This is a genomic window from Streptomyces sp. JLBJ103 (assembly GCF_058215575.1).
On record NZ_CM177089.1, the window covers coordinates 5,364,663 to 5,377,176 of the forward strand.

The following is a 12,514-nucleotide window of genomic DNA, read 5'->3' on the forward strand; positions in this document are numbered from 1 at the left end:
CTGTTACCCGGTGGCATCACCGTCGTTTCCCGTAGGCAACGCTGCCCTCAGCGCGCCCCGTCCGTGGCTGTGAGCCATGGCTGTGAGCCATGGCTCCGCCGTGGTCAGCCCAGCCGGACCGGCAGCTCCAGCGGGCTGTTGCCGACGAAGCTCGGATGCGGCACCAGCTCCCCGTCCGGCACCGCCACCTCCAGACCGGGGAACCGGGTGAACAGCGCCTCCAGCGCGATGGCGGCCTCCATCCGGGCCAGCGGGGCGCCCAGGCAGTAGTGCGCGCCGTGGCCGAAGGACACATGGCGGGTGGCGGCGGCCCGGGTGATGTCGAAGCGGTCCGCGTCCGCACCGTGCGCCCGCGGATCGCGCCCGGCGGAGGTGTACGAGACGAGTACGGGCGCCCCGCGCGGGATGACGGTGTCGCCGACCTCGAGGTCGCGGGTGGGGTAGCGGAACGGGAAGTAGCTCACGGGGGCGTCCCAGCGCAGGGTCTCCTCGACCACATCGCCCCAGGTCGGGCGATCCGCATCCGCATCGGCTCCGGTCGCGGCGGGTGCGCGGACCAGCTCCAGCTGGTCGCGGTGGTTGCAAAGCGCCCGCACCGCGTTGGTGATCAGGCTGAGCGTGGTCTCGTGTCCGGCGACGACCATCAGCAACAGGGTGCCGATCAGCTCGCTCTCGCCCAGCCGGTCGCCGTTCTCCTCCCGCGCCGCGATCAGCGCGCTGGTCAGGTCGTCACCGGGGGAAGCCAGCCGGGCCGCGGCCACCTGGCCCAGAATGGCGACCATCTCGCGGTTGGCGGCCAGCACCCGCTCGGGGCCGGTCCGGGTGGAGACGATCTCGTTGGACACCTCGTGCAGCCGGTCCTGGTACTCCGCGTCGACCCCCAGCATCCGGCAGATCACCCCCATGGGCAGCGGCAGCGCGAAGTGACGGCGCAGATCGGCCACGCCGTCGGGGGCCTCGGCGGCGACTCGTTCAAGACCGTCCAGCAGCGTTTCCGTCAGCTCCTCGATCGCGGGGCGTAACGCCTCCACCCGGCGCGGGGTGAACGCCCGGGTCACCAGGGAGCGCAGCCGCCGGTGGTCGGCGCCGTCGGCGGTGGTCATGCCCTGGACGGTGGCGAAGGTGGCCAGCGGCCAGCCCGGCGGGATCTCACCGTTCCGGAGGGCGGCGAAGTGGCAGGCGTTCTTGGCCACATCGGGGTGGGTGACGAAGTCCTTCAGCTCCTCGTGCCGGGTGATGGCGTACGCGGACACCTCACCGGGCAGCAGGATCGGGACCGCAGCCCCACGGGCGCGCAGCCGGTCGTTGACCGCGTGCTGGGCGGCCCCGGTGGGGTCCAGACGGTGCGGCGGTGCGGCGTGCGGCACGGGGCATCGGCCGTCGGTCATCTGCTGCCTCCTGCGGCTGCGAGGGCGTCACACACGATGGGTGTCACATGGTGGGCGTCACACGGTTGGCGTTACACGCGGTTGGTGTCCCACACGGTTGGCGTCACACACGGTGCTCGGGGGTGCTCCGGGCGGCCGGGGCGTCGGCGGCCAGCTGGGGTGCGGAGAACCGCACCGGCAGCGCGGCCAGCCCCTTGGACCAGGGCGAGGTGATCCACGGCAACTGCTCCTCCGGCACCGCGATCTCCATATCGGGCAGCCGGTGGCGCAGGGTGTCCACCGCGGTGCGGGTGATCAGCCGGGCCGGGTCCCGCGCCGGGCAGGTGTGCGGACCCGCGCCGAACGCCAGATGCGATCGGTTGCCGGCGACCGGACGGCCGTCCGCGGGCAGCACCTCGGGATCGGCGTTGGCCCCCGCCAGACCCAGGATGAGCATGTCCCCGGCCCGGATGTCCTGACCCCCGAAGCGCAGATCGCGGGTGGCGTAGCGGCCGGGGAAGTTGGCGGTCGGCGGATTGCGCCACAGCACCAGGTCGAGTGCGTCGTCCACGGTCATCTGGCCATGGGCGAGCGAGGAGCGGAACGCCGGATCGGTGAGCAGGACCCGGGTGGTTTCGGCGATCCAGTTCACCGTGGTCTGATTCCCCGCGACGATGATCACGACCAGGTTGTGCAGCACCTCTTCGTCGCCGAGCCCGATGGGGTGCGCCAGCAGCCAGGAGGTCAGATCCGGGCCCGGCCGCCGCTTCTTCTCCGCGATGAGCTCCAGCAGCATGCGGCCCATGGTCCGGTTGGCGCTGGTGGCGGCCACGGTCGGGGAGTTGGCGACATCCCTGATGGCCTCGACCAGCCGCGGTCCGTTCTCCTCGTCAAGACCGAGCAGTTCGGTGACCACCTGGAGTGGCAGGATCCGGGCGTACTCCTCCACCAGATCGGCTTGGGAGCGCCCGGCGAACCCGGCCACCAGCCGCTCCGCCGTGGCCCGCACCGTACGGATCAGCTCATGGCCGTTGACCCGGCCCAGCGCGTCGACCACCGCCGAACGCATCCGGCGGTGCTGCTGGCCGTCGGCGAACAGCAGCGCCGGACGCCAGCCGACCAGGGGCATCAGCGGGGAGTTGGTCGGCACCCGGCCGTCGCGCAGCGGGGTCCAGCGGCGCGGATCGTGGGAGAAGTACTGTTCGTCGCGGGTGAGATGGAGCAGTTCGCGGTGGCCGATGACCAGCCATGCCTCGATGCCCGCGGAGATCTCCACCGGGACCACCGCGCCATGTTCCCGCCGCATCCGCTCGTACAGCTCGGTCATCGGCCCTTCCAGCGCCGCCCCGTACAGCGGCACCCGGCGGGACACGGCCGTCATGGCGCCTCCGCTACGGTCTCGATGAGATGGGACACCAGCGAGATCAGCGCCTGCACCGACGACTTGTGCTCCCGGGCGTCACAGATCACCAGCGGGGTGTGCGGCAGCAGATCGAGCGCGGACCGCAGATCCTCCTCGCTGTGCAGCGCACTGTCCGGGAAGGCGTTGACCGCCACCGAGAACGGCACATCCAGGTCCTCCAGATGGCCGATGGCATCGAAGGACGCCTCCAGATCGCGGGTGTCCACCAGCGCGAGCGCGCCCAGCGCACCGCGCGCCAGGTCTTTCCACGCGGGGAGAAAGCGCTGCTGGCCCGGGGTGCCGAAGAGATACAGCACCAACTCGCCACCCAGCGTGATCCGTCCGAAGTCCAGCGCCACGGTGGTGGTGGTCTTCGACGGCCGGACGACGGTGTCGAGCCGCGCCCCCGCCCGGCTCATCGTCGCCTCGGTGGAGAGCGGGGTGATCTCCGACACCGTGCCGATCAGCGTGGTCTTGCCGACCCCCATCGGCCCGACGACCAGGATCTTGGCCGCGCCGGACACGCTGGGCTGCACATACATGACGGGGGTGTCGTCCATGCCGTCCATATCGCCCGGCTCCGTTGTGTCGTCCGTATCGGCCATCGAGATCTCAGAGCTTGCTCTCAAGCCCATTGAGCACCTTCCTCAGCAAGTCCATATCGGCACGCTCGGCCGCCCTGATCGGCGGGCGCGCCACGATGTGCCCCCAGTCGATGAGATCGGCGAGCAGCACCTGCACCACGGCCGGTGGCTGACCCAGGTGCGCCGCCACCTCCGCCACCGACAGCAACCCCCGGCAGAAATGGGCGATCCGCCGGTATTCGGGCTGAAGTGTCGGAGGCAGTGTGCTTCCGGAGGCCATGACGAGCGTTTCCAGCGGCAGAGCATCCCGTGAGGAACCCGCGCGCCCCCCTGTGATCACATAGGGGCGCACCGCGGCCGTGGTCCGTTCCTCCCCGGGATCGGTCATGACGCCGGGCTGATCGGCTCCCGCGGCTGACTGCTCAGATGGGCGCCGATCTTCGCCACCAGCACCTGCATCTGCTGGGCCACCAGACCGACATCCGCCTCGGTGTCGGTGGCCACCCCCAGGGAGGCGCCCTGACCGGCCGAGGTGAACAGGACGAACCCGCTGTCGGACTCGATCATCAGCTGTCGCACCCCCGACTCGTCGCCGAACAGCAGCGACACCGTGGACTGACTGGTCACCGTCAGCGCGGCACAGGCGGCGGCCAGCGACTCGGCCTCGGCGACGCCGAGTTGGGACACCTCGCCCGTCAGCCCTTCGGCGGAGCCGTGCCCCATGCGCAGACCGTCCTCCGAGACGACGACGGCATGCCGCACCCCGGGTATCTGGGTCAGGGGACGCAGCATCCATCCAACGTCGGGCAGCCTGGATATGGTTCCGGCCACTACTGGCCTCCTTCTCGATCCTCTTGGTCTTCTCGGTCCCGGCTCGGGTCGTGATCAGCAACCTGTGCCCGCTCCCCGGAACCGGCTCCGGTACGGCTCGCGGACCCGGCTGCGGCACCGGCCGCGGCACCGGTTCGCAGGGACCGCGTCACCTCGTCCCGACCGAGGCGCGTACCCGCGACCACACTGGCGACGGAGGCGCGGGCGGCCTCGGGTGTCCAACTGTCGCCGTCCGACGCGTCCGACGCGGAGGTGGTGGCGACGGTGGCCGGTGCGGCGGCGGTCGGTGCGGTGGCAGTGGGCGCGGCGGTCCGTGCCGGTGGCGTACGACGGCGGTTGCGACGCTGGGGCAGCCCGGTGGCGGCCGGGCCCCCTGGTCGTACCGTGCCCGGACCCGGGCCCGCGTCCGTGTCAGGCTCCGTGGCCGTATCCGGCTCGGTGGCACTCGCCGCCCCGTCGCCCCCGTCGCCCCCGTTGTCCACGGAGGGGGGATCGACCGCCAGGGAGACGGGCTCCACCACGACCGGTTCGGTGTCCGACACCGGTGCGCCGACTGTGAACTCCGTCAGCAGCCGGTGCGGAACGAAGACCACCACCCGGGTCCCGCCGTACGCCGAGGCCGTGGACAGCTCGACCCGGAAGCCCAGCTCCCGCGACCAGCGTCCGACACAGGCGAGCCCCAGCCGTGGCACCGCGCCCAGCTGTGCCAGATCCAGCCCTTCGCGCAACTGCCCATAGGCCTGTTCCAGGACATCGGACGGCATTCCGAGCCCCGCGTCGTCGATCTCGATGACGGCGCCCGCGGCCACCTCCCGGATCGAGACGGCCACCTGGGTGCGGGAGGGGGAGAAGACGGTGGCGTTCTCCAGTAGTTCGGCCACGGTGTGCATCAGGCCCTCGACGGCGGGTGCCACCACATAGAGGCTCTGCCCGCCGTGCACCTCCACCCGGCCGAACTCCAGGATCCGCGACTGTGCCCCGCGCACACAGTCGAAGAGGGTCACTGGCCGGGTCTCCCGCCGCGCCGGCCAGATCCCGCACATCACCAGTAGGGTCTGCGCCTTGCGGGTCATCTGGGCGGCGGCGTGGTCGGCCTTCATCACCTCGGCCATCAGCCGGGCGTCATGGACATACTGCCCGAGGCCGTCCAGCACCTGCTGCTGCACCATCGACATGGCGTGCATGTTCCGCGCCACCGACTCGAACGACGCCTGCACCGAGTCCCGCAGGATCCGCTCCCGGCGCGCCGCCTCGTCCCGATCGGCCTGTACGGCCGCCAGGCGCGTCATCTCTTCTTCGCGCTCGGCGGCCAGGGCCCTCTGCTCCGCGGAGTTGGCGCGTTCTCGTTTGGAAACGGCCTGTTCCCGTTGGGTCTCGGCCCGTGCCTCGCGGACGGCCCTGCGCAATCGGGACACCCATATCAGGCACAGCAACAACACCAGCGCCAACAGTGCGGATACGGCCACGGCGACGGCCTCCGCCCCCGACAGCACCTATGACACCTCCATCCGGGACACGGCCAAGAACGGGCAGATACTACTGACCAACTGATCAGAAGAGTCAGGTAGTTGCCAAACTCTCACCGTTATGGACGGAGCGGGCAACCGTCCATTGACGCCGCGTTGGTGCCGGAAAGCGGCCCGGGGCAGCCTCAACAGCAGGCGAGCGCCGCCCGCGGGGCTGGTCCGGACGGTGCGCGTCCCGCCGTCGGCGTGAGCGATGTCATTCGCGATGGCAAGCCCCGGACCGGTGCCGCCGCCGTCCGAGGGCCCTCGCCAACCCGCCGTCCGGGGCCCTCGCCGTCCCGCCGTCCGGGGCCGTTCTAGGCTCCTGATCATGCCTGACATACCCCTGACGACGCTGCTCCTGCTCTGTCTGGCCGCGGCGGCGGCCGGCTGGATCGACGCCGTCGTGGGAGGCGGGGGCCTGCTGATGCTGCCCGCCCTACTGGTCGGACTCCCGCATCTCCAGCCGACGTTCATCCTCGGCACCAACAAGGCGATCGCCATCTGCGGCACCACGGGTGCCGCCGTCACCTACACCCGTAAAGCGCCCCTGGATCTGCGGATCGCCATCCGTATCGGCGTGGCCGCCGCCATCGGCTCGCTCACGGGGGCGTATCTCGCCTCCGGCATCGACAGCGGTGTACTCCGCCCACTGATCATGGCCGTGCTGCTGGCGGTCCTCGCGTTCGTCCTGCTGCGCCCCGCCTTCGGCACCGCCCCCGCCCTGAGCGGCCCCGTGTCCCGTCGCCGTATGCTCACCGCCGTGCTCGGTGTGGGCCTGGGCATCGGCTTCTACGACGGCCTCATCGGCCCCGGCACCGGCACCTTCCTCGTCCTCGCCCTGGCCGCCACCCTCGGCACCGACCTGGTCACCTCATCGGCCACCGCCAAGGTGGTCAATGTCTGCACCAATGTGGGCGCCCTCCTCACCTTCGGCCTCCAAGGCAGCGTCCTCTGGCGCCTGGCCGCCGTCCTGGCCTGCTTCAACCTCGCGGGCGGCATGGTGGGTGCGCGGATGGCCCTGAAGCGGGGGAGTGGCTTTGTGCGCGGGGTGCTGGTGGTGGTCGTGGTCTCGCTGGTCTGCAAGCTGGGGTACGACCAGTGGGTTTCCTGACGCGTACGCAATGCGTGCACATCCGACGAGGCGGTGCTTGATCGTCGGATGTGCACGGTCGCGGGCCGGATATCGGCCGGGCGTCAAAGGGACGATACTGCGCAGTCGTCCAGGCGGGCGGCGAGCAGGCGGGCGGCGAGCTCGAAGGAGGCCTTGGGAATGGTGCCGTAGTCGTCGTCGGACTTGGCCTCCAGCCGCTGGACAGCCACGGCGAGGGAGCGGCACAGCGGTGGGGCGGCAAGGGCGGGGGAGTCGACGACGCGGGTGCCGGCGGCGACTCCGGAGTGCAGGATGGCCATGGTGCGCTGGATCATGGACCGGGGGGTGTACCAGGTGCCGCGGTGCCCTTGGCGGGGCGGCCGTCGCAGGAGGCACACCAGGTCGTCATCGGGGCGGGACTGGTTCTCCAGGTCCTCCAGGAAGGCCGCCTCATGTGCCCAGTGCTCGGCGTCCCGGAGTTCTCCGCGCTGCGTGTGCATCAGGTGCAGGCACAGCGCCGCGGTGGCGCTGCCCGCGCCGGCCGAGAACTGCCACCAGAACTGGGCCCCTTCCCGGTCTGCAAGGTGCAGCAGACAGGCGAAGATCAGTGCGCTGGCGGGTTCGACGCGGCACGACCGGGCCAGCAGGGCGATGTGGTGAGCGGCGCGGGTGTCGCGGATCACCAGGGTGGACAGCTTGCGCAGGTCGTAGGCGGCCTGTTCGTGCTGGGCGGTGCACACCCGGGCGCGGTCCCGGGGAGCGTCCTCGGGAAGCTCGGACCTGACCCGCTGTGCGGAGGATTCCAGCAGCAGGGCGCTGCGCCACCAGGTGTCGGCGACTTCGCGTTCGATGCGCAGGCGGGAGGCGGCGGTGTCCTCGTCGTCGTACTCGTTCTGGAGGATCTCGGCGTCGGCCAGGAGCTTGTCGACGTTGTGCGGCGGTGTCATGTCACTCCTCATCGTCGCAGTCCGCATCGAGTGCTATGCCCAGTTCTTTGGCGACCTTCCGGCGGGCGAGATGGCGGTGGGAGCGCACGGTGGCTTCGGTGACTCCCATGATGCGGGCGGTGGTGTCGGTGGAGAAGCCGAGGACGTGCCGCAGCACCAGGACGTCGAACTGCCTCTCGGGCAGCCGCGCTATCGCCGGGTACAGGCCCAGAGCGCTTTCTATGACCTCGAACTCATGGCGGCTCGACTCCAGCACCGCGCGCATCACCAGTTGGAGGATGGCCGTCTCGGGCATCGCGGGCTGACGGCCCTGGAGTTTGAGCTCGCCCGCGACGGTTTCCTTGAGCAGGGCCCAGGCGGAGGCCGCGGGGTTGGCCTCTTCCATCAGGTGTGCCCAGTTCATGGCCAGGTGCATCAGCACCCGGTGGACCAGCTCACCGGCCGCGTGCGCATCCCCGAGATGCAGGTGGGCGTAGCGGCGGTAGGCGCCGTAGTACTGGTCGTGGAAGGCCCAGAAAGCTTTCGGCAGTTGGGGCAGCTGGACCATCAGGGCGGGCCGGGACTGCGAAGTGTGCTCGTCACTCACTCCCGGCCACCATCCTCACCAACGGCGCGGGCAGTTGGGGTGGTGCCGTCGCGGCCCTCCAGCAAGGCTGCGGCTCCCACGCGAACCCCGGCGCCGAGCAATCGGCGGGCCAGTGCCCTGGCGTCCGGGATGAACACGCGCAGCGCGATAGCCGAGGCCAGCGCGCTGTTGGCGACTTCGTGAGTCACGTGTGCAAGGCCCTTCTTGTTTGCAAATTGGCAGCGCCTGGTCCCCCCTTGGGGCGCTGGAGGGCGTCTTTGTCCTCGATCACCAGCTAATCGGCCCGAGGCGCCAAACGTTGAACTCCCCCCTAGATTTCCCTATGCAAACGTAACCGGGGAGTCACTCTTGTTCGAATCAATGCCCTGTCGCGCGCCGCGGGGGCTCGGGGTGACACCGCCCAGGTATCCCGCTCTGCCGCTCTCACCTGCGCCTCTGCGCGCCGGGTGCCACCTGGTTCTCGTCTCGAGCAACGGCGGCGAGTCGCACTTCGGGCCCACTTCGTGCCGGTCGTGTGTCGTAGATCACAAATGCCGGGCGGGCCAACCACAGCTAGCTCCCGCCGAGTCGACCGTCAGGCGGAGGTCGTCAGGCGGAGGTCGTCAGGCGGAGGCCGTCAGGCGGAGGCCCTGTTCTCGGCGTTCTCGGCGGGCGTCGGACAGCCGACGGTCGCGGTCACGGCCGTCAGCAGAACCACCGAGTCCTCCAGCGCACGCAACCCATGGCGCTCGTGCGGGACGCGGTGCACCTGCCCCGCGATGAGATCCGTCGTCTCGCCGCCGGTGCTCGTCAGCCGGACATGCCCGTGCAGTACTTGCAGGCTCGCCGCCGGGGGCGCGTTGTGCTCGTCGAGCTCACAACCGGAGACCATCGCGATCACACTCTGCCGCAGCGGCCCGTCGTGCAGGAACAGATGTGCGCTGCGCCCGTGCGGATCGGACTTCGCCTGGTCCAGATGGTGGCGCGCGAGCGCGGTGAGGTCATCCATTGAGTGCCCCTCGATCGGCCTGGTCTGCTCGTCGGCGGGTTCCCTCAATCGTCACCGGCTAGCGTGGTGCGCGCCAGTTCACAGGCCGGGTCGCGGGTCCCGAGCCCCAAGAAGGCGGGGAAGGCCCGTGGCCGCCAGGAGACCCGTGGCCGCCCAGGAGAGAGGTTCAGCAGCCGTGGCCGACTATCTGACCGTCCTGACCACCACCGACACCCCCGAGAAGGCCGAGGCGCTGGCGCGCGGGGCCGTGGAGGCGCGGCTGGCGGCTTGCGCGCAGATCAGCCAGCCCGTGACGTCGGTGTACCGCTGGGAGGGGGTCATCGAGACCGCGGCCGAGTGGCAGGTGCTGTTCAAGACGACCGCGGCCCGGTACGAGGAGCTGGAGGCGCACATCCGGGAGGCGCACGACTACGACACCCCGGAGGTCATCGCCACGCCGATCATCAATGGCAGCGAGGACTACCTGGCGTGGGTGGTCGCGGAGACGACGATCGACTGAGCGGCAGCGCCAAGCCCCGGGCCCGGACCCCCGGGGCGAAGGCCCCGGCCCCGATCGCCCCTGATCAGCGAGATCAGCGGGGGTCGCCGCCCGCGGCGAGCGCCTCCTCGACGCCCCGTTCCCGCGGCCCCAGGAACTCCGGATCGGGCCGGAAGGCCGCGTCCAGGGCCGCCTTGTTCGCCGCCAGGATCTCCCGCAGCGCGCCGTAGCTCCAGGTCACATCGTGCGGCTCATCGACCGCCACCCCGTACGCGTCGATCCCCGCGGCATCGCACAACGCCAGCGCCCGCTGGATATGGAACCCCTGGCTCACCAACACCGCCCGGTGCACCCCGAAGATCCGCCGGGCGCGGCTGCACGAGTCCCAGGTGTCGAAGCCCGCGTAGTCGCGCACGATCCGCCGCTCGGGAACACCGCGTTTGACGAGGTAGGCGCGCATCGCGTCCGGCTCGTCGTAGTCGCGTCGGCTGTTGTCCCCGGTGACCAGCAGCGCGCGGATCTTGCCGTCCCGGTAGAGCCGTACCGCGGTGTCCAGCCGGTGCGCCAGATACGGGGACGGCGAGCCGTTCCACAGCCCCGCCCCGAAGACCACCCCGACCGGGGCCGCGGGTACGTCCGCGACCGTACGGACCCGGTCCTCGGTGCTCAGCCGCAACCAGGTCGCGGGAAGCAGCGCCAGTACACACAGCAGTACACAGATCTGGAAGAGGCGCCGCTGCTCCCGCCGCGTACGCCGCCGGAACACCCTCCGCAGCCGCCGCCGCAACCGGTACCAGGGCGCCGTGGCCACCCACCGCACCCGCTCGAACCGCGCCCCCGCGCGCCGCATCCGTTCCCCCGCCCCGTCTCACCCCGACAGCCGTCGCGATGAGTGACGCCGCTCGCGCCGTCCCGGTTGCGCCGGACTACCCGGCGGAGCCGCTTCCCTGGCTCTGCGGCCCGTCCTCGGCCGTGTCCTCAGCGGTCTTCTCGGGGATGGTGAAACCGGTCGTGTCGAGGTCGAAGTCGAAGGGCGCCGGGATCTGGAGAGGCTTTCCGAACGGAACGGTGGCCCGCGCGAGATAACCGCGGTTCGACGGGTTCCAGAAGGCGGTGATCTCCTCGGCTCCCATGTCGAGCACGAGGTAGACGGGCACATGGCGGCCGTAGACCGCGAGCTTCTCCTGCCAGTCGACGTCCCGGGTGGAGACGGAGGTCAGTTCGGCGACGAGGGACAGCGCCTCGCCGTCGACATGGCGCCCATCCGTCTCGAACGCCTTCTCGTCGGCGACGTGCAGGTCCGGTCCGTAGGCGCGCTCGGACGTGGGGAAGCTGAACAGAAAAGGTGCCACGTCAGCGTCATGTCCCTCGGGCGCATGGATCTGAAGCTGCTCGCGCAGCAGCTTCATGAATCGCTTGTAGAACGGCCTCGACCACGGCGACACGACGATCTTCCCCCTGATGAGCTCCGCCTTGAAGCCGTCCGGTGTGTCCAGTTCCTCCGTGGTCCGGAGCAGGTGTTCATAGCCCGTCAAGGGCCCCTCGGCGTCCGGGGCGTTTGCTGTCATCGGCCGCTCCAATATCGCGGTCACGCTGTCCTCAATCTGCTACAGAGCGTACTCTCGCCCTCACGTCAGCGACGGGCCCGTGCCGTGACCGGGTATGCGAGCGCGTTACCTCGTACGAGCGATCAGGCTGATTCCGCCTAGCCTTGGAAGTGTTCCGTACGACCGAGAAACAGGTGTGATCAAGCCGTGCCCCCGATCCCCACAGCAGAGCTCCACCTCCACATCGAGGGCACCCTGGAGCCCGAACTCGCCTTCGCGCTCGCCGAGCGCAATGGTGTGGTGCTGCCCTACGACACCCAGGACGAGCTGCGGGCCGCGTACTCCTTCACCGACCTCCAGGACTTCCTGGACCTGTACTACGCGCTCATGGCGGTGCTGCGCACCGAGGACGACTTCGCGGATCTCACGAACGCGTATCTCGCCCGCGCCCGTGAGCAGGGGGTACGGCATGCGGAGATCTTCTTCGACCCGCAGGCGCACACCGAGCGCGGGGTCCCCATCGGCACGGTCATCGAGGGCCTGTCGCGGGCCCTGGACGCCGCGCAGGAGACCTACGGCATCACCACCCGACTCATCATGTGTTTCCTGCGCGACAAGAGCGCGGAGTCGGCCCTGGAGACCTTCGAGTCGGCCCGGCCCCACCTGGACCGGATCGCCGCCGTCGGCCTGGACTCGGCCGAGGTCGGCAATCCGCCGTCGAAGTTCCGCGAGGTGTACGCGCGGGCCCGGGAGGCAGGGCTGAAGTGTGTCGCGCACGCGGGGGAGGAGGGGCCGCCCGCGTACGTATGGGAGGCACTGGATGTCCTCGGTGTGGACCGGGTCGACCACGGTGTGCGCTGCCTGGAGGACGAGGCCCTGGTCGCGCGGCTGGTCGCGGACCAGGTGCCGCTGACCGTCTGCCCGCTGTCCAACGTCCGCCTCCGCGTCGTCGGCCGCCTCGAGGACCACCCGCTGTCCGCGATGCTGGACGCCGGGCTGCTGGTGACGGTGAACTCCGACGACCCCGCCTACTTCGGCGGCTACGTGGGCGACAACTACACCGCCGTGCGGAAGGCGCTCGGCCTCGACGACGCCACCCTGCGCACCCTGGCCCGCAACTCCTTCCGCGCCGCTTTCCTGGACGAGGAGACGCGGGCGGCGTACCTGAAAGAACTCGAGTAGCCCA

General features: G+C 70.3%; 15 protein-coding genes. 3 read left to right on the forward strand and 12 right to left on the reverse strand.

What is annotated here, in order from left to right; genetic code table 11:
- Nucleotides 1-104 precede the first annotated feature (104 nt).
- The 6 genes from AC4BEG_RS23665 to AC4BEG_RS23690 form a co-directional block, all read right to left on the reverse strand.
- A complete protein-coding gene (locus AC4BEG_RS23665) occupies nt 105-1,388 on the reverse strand; it encodes a cytochrome P450 family protein (protein WP_490701751.1) in 1,284 nt (427 codons plus the stop codon).
- A gap of 103 nt (nt 1,389-1,491) precedes the next feature.
- A complete protein-coding gene (locus AC4BEG_RS23670; RefSeq protein ID WP_490701752.1) occupies nt 1,492-2,748 on the reverse strand; it encodes a cytochrome P450 in 1,257 nt (418 codons plus the stop codon).
- Nucleotides 2,745-3,338, reverse strand: coding sequence for a GTP-binding protein (locus AC4BEG_RS23675; RefSeq protein ID WP_372444794.1), 594 nt, complete (start codon nt 3,336-3,338; stop codon nt 2,745-2,747). Before AC4BEG_RS23675 ends, AC4BEG_RS23670 begins: the two co-directional genes overlap by 4 nt.
- 43 nt (nt 3,339-3,381) lie before the next feature.
- Nucleotides 3,382-3,741: a DUF742 domain-containing protein gene (locus tag AC4BEG_RS23680; protein WP_490701753.1), complete on the reverse strand. Its 360-nt coding sequence runs from the start codon at nt 3,739-3,741 to the stop codon at nt 3,382-3,384.
- Nucleotides 3,738-4,184, reverse strand: coding sequence for a roadblock/LC7 domain-containing protein (locus AC4BEG_RS23685; protein ID WP_490701754.1), 447 nt, complete (start codon nt 4,182-4,184; stop codon nt 3,738-3,740). Before AC4BEG_RS23685 ends, AC4BEG_RS23680 begins: the two co-directional genes overlap by 4 nt.
- A complete protein-coding gene (locus tag AC4BEG_RS23690) occupies nt 4,184-5,677 on the reverse strand; it encodes an ATP-binding protein (RefSeq protein ID WP_490701755.1) in 1,494 nt (497 codons plus the stop codon). Before AC4BEG_RS23690 ends, AC4BEG_RS23685 begins: the two co-directional genes overlap by 1 nt.
- A 343-nt stretch (nt 5,678-6,020) precedes the next feature.
- Here AC4BEG_RS23690 and AC4BEG_RS23695 point away from each other — a divergent pair, with 343 nt between their 5' ends.
- Nucleotides 6,021-6,803 carry a sulfite exporter TauE/SafE family protein gene (locus tag AC4BEG_RS23695; protein WP_490701756.1) on the forward strand — a complete coding sequence of 261 codons (783 nt, stop codon included), beginning with the start codon at nt 6,021-6,023 and terminating at the stop codon, nt 6,801-6,803.
- An 83-nt stretch (nt 6,804-6,886) separates the two neighbouring features.
- On the opposite strand, the gene AC4BEG_RS23700 is transcribed toward AC4BEG_RS23695, so the two are convergent.
- From AC4BEG_RS23700 to AC4BEG_RS23715, 4 genes are all read right to left on the reverse strand, one after another.
- Nucleotides 6,887-7,729: a hypothetical protein gene (locus tag AC4BEG_RS23700; RefSeq protein WP_490701757.1), complete on the reverse strand. Its 843-nt coding sequence runs from the start codon at nt 7,727-7,729 to the stop codon at nt 6,887-6,889.
- Between the two features lies 1 nt (nt 7,730).
- Nucleotides 7,731-8,315, reverse strand: a complete 585-nt coding sequence (locus AC4BEG_RS23705; RefSeq protein ID WP_490701758.1) for an RNA polymerase sigma factor — start codon at nt 8,313-8,315, stop codon at nt 7,731-7,733.
- The gene (locus AC4BEG_RS23710) at nt 8,312-8,503 is read right to left on the reverse strand and encodes a hypothetical protein (protein ID WP_490701759.1); all 192 of its coding nucleotides are present in this window, start codon (nt 8,501-8,503) and stop codon (nt 8,312-8,314) included. The genes AC4BEG_RS23705 and AC4BEG_RS23710 overlap by 4 nt, the downstream gene beginning before the upstream one ends.
- 428 nt (nt 8,504-8,931) lie before the next feature.
- On the reverse strand, nt 8,932-9,303 hold the full coding sequence (locus AC4BEG_RS23715; RefSeq protein ID WP_490701760.1) for a cupin domain-containing protein: 372 nt from the start codon (nt 9,301-9,303) through the stop codon (nt 8,932-8,934).
- 175 nt (nt 9,304-9,478) lie between these two features.
- Here AC4BEG_RS23715 and cutA point away from each other — a divergent pair, with 175 nt between their 5' ends.
- The gene (gene cutA, locus AC4BEG_RS23720) at nt 9,479-9,802 is read left to right on the forward strand and encodes a divalent-cation tolerance protein CutA (protein WP_490701761.1); all 324 of its coding nucleotides are present in this window, start codon (nt 9,479-9,481) and stop codon (nt 9,800-9,802) included.
- Nucleotides 9,803-9,875: 73 nt separating this feature from the next.
- Here the strand turns inward: cutA and AC4BEG_RS23725 are convergent, their stop codons facing one another.
- Together AC4BEG_RS23725 and AC4BEG_RS23730 are read right to left on the reverse strand one after the other, a co-directional pair.
- Nucleotides 9,876-10,631 (reverse strand): SanA/YdcF family protein, encoded by a 756-nt coding sequence (locus AC4BEG_RS23725; RefSeq protein WP_490701762.1) that lies wholly within the window; start codon nt 10,629-10,631, stop codon nt 9,876-9,878.
- Between the two features lie 76 nt (nt 10,632-10,707).
- Nucleotides 10,708-11,349, reverse strand: a complete 642-nt coding sequence (locus AC4BEG_RS23730; protein WP_490701763.1) for a Uma2 family endonuclease — start codon at nt 11,347-11,349, stop codon at nt 10,708-10,710.
- A gap of 186 nt (nt 11,350-11,535) precedes the next feature.
- Here AC4BEG_RS23730 and AC4BEG_RS23735 point away from each other — a divergent pair, with 186 nt between their 5' ends.
- The gene (locus AC4BEG_RS23735; protein ID WP_490701764.1) at nt 11,536-12,510 is read left to right on the forward strand and encodes an adenosine deaminase; all 975 of its coding nucleotides are present in this window, start codon (nt 11,536-11,538) and stop codon (nt 12,508-12,510) included.
- Nucleotides 12,511-12,514 lie beyond the last annotated feature (4 nt).

Coding starts and splice junctions, on each gene's coding strand:
- AC4BEG_RS23665 (WP_490701751.1), bottom strand. CDS start 1,388: ATGACCGACGGCCGATGCCCCGTGCCGCACGCCGCACCGCCGCACCGT.
- AC4BEG_RS23725 (WP_490701762.1), bottom strand. CDS start 10,631: ATGCGGCGCGCGGGGGCGCGGTTCGAGCGGGTGCGGTGGGTGGCCACG.
- AC4BEG_RS23715 (WP_490701760.1), bottom strand. CDS start 9,303: ATGGATGACCTCACCGCGCTCGCGCGCCACCATCTGGACCAGGCGAAG.
- AC4BEG_RS23680 (WP_490701753.1), bottom strand. CDS start 3,741: ATGACCGATCCCGGGGAGGAACGGACCACGGCCGCGGTGCGCCCCTAT.
- AC4BEG_RS23695 (WP_490701756.1), top strand. CDS start 6,021: ATGCCTGACATACCCCTGACGACGCTGCTCCTGCTCTGTCTGGCCGCG.
- AC4BEG_RS23670 (WP_490701752.1), bottom strand. CDS start 2,748: ATGACGGCCGTGTCCCGCCGGGTGCCGCTGTACGGGGCGGCGCTGGAA.
- AC4BEG_RS23700 (WP_490701757.1), bottom strand. CDS start 7,729: ATGACACCGCCGCACAACGTCGACAAGCTCCTGGCCGACGCCGAGATC.
- AC4BEG_RS23675 (WP_372444794.1), bottom strand. CDS start 3,338: ATGGACGGCATGGACGACACCCCCGTCATGTATGTGCAGCCCAGCGTG.
- AC4BEG_RS23730 (WP_490701763.1), bottom strand. CDS start 11,349: ATGACAGCAAACGCCCCGGACGCCGAGGGGCCCTTGACGGGCTATGAA.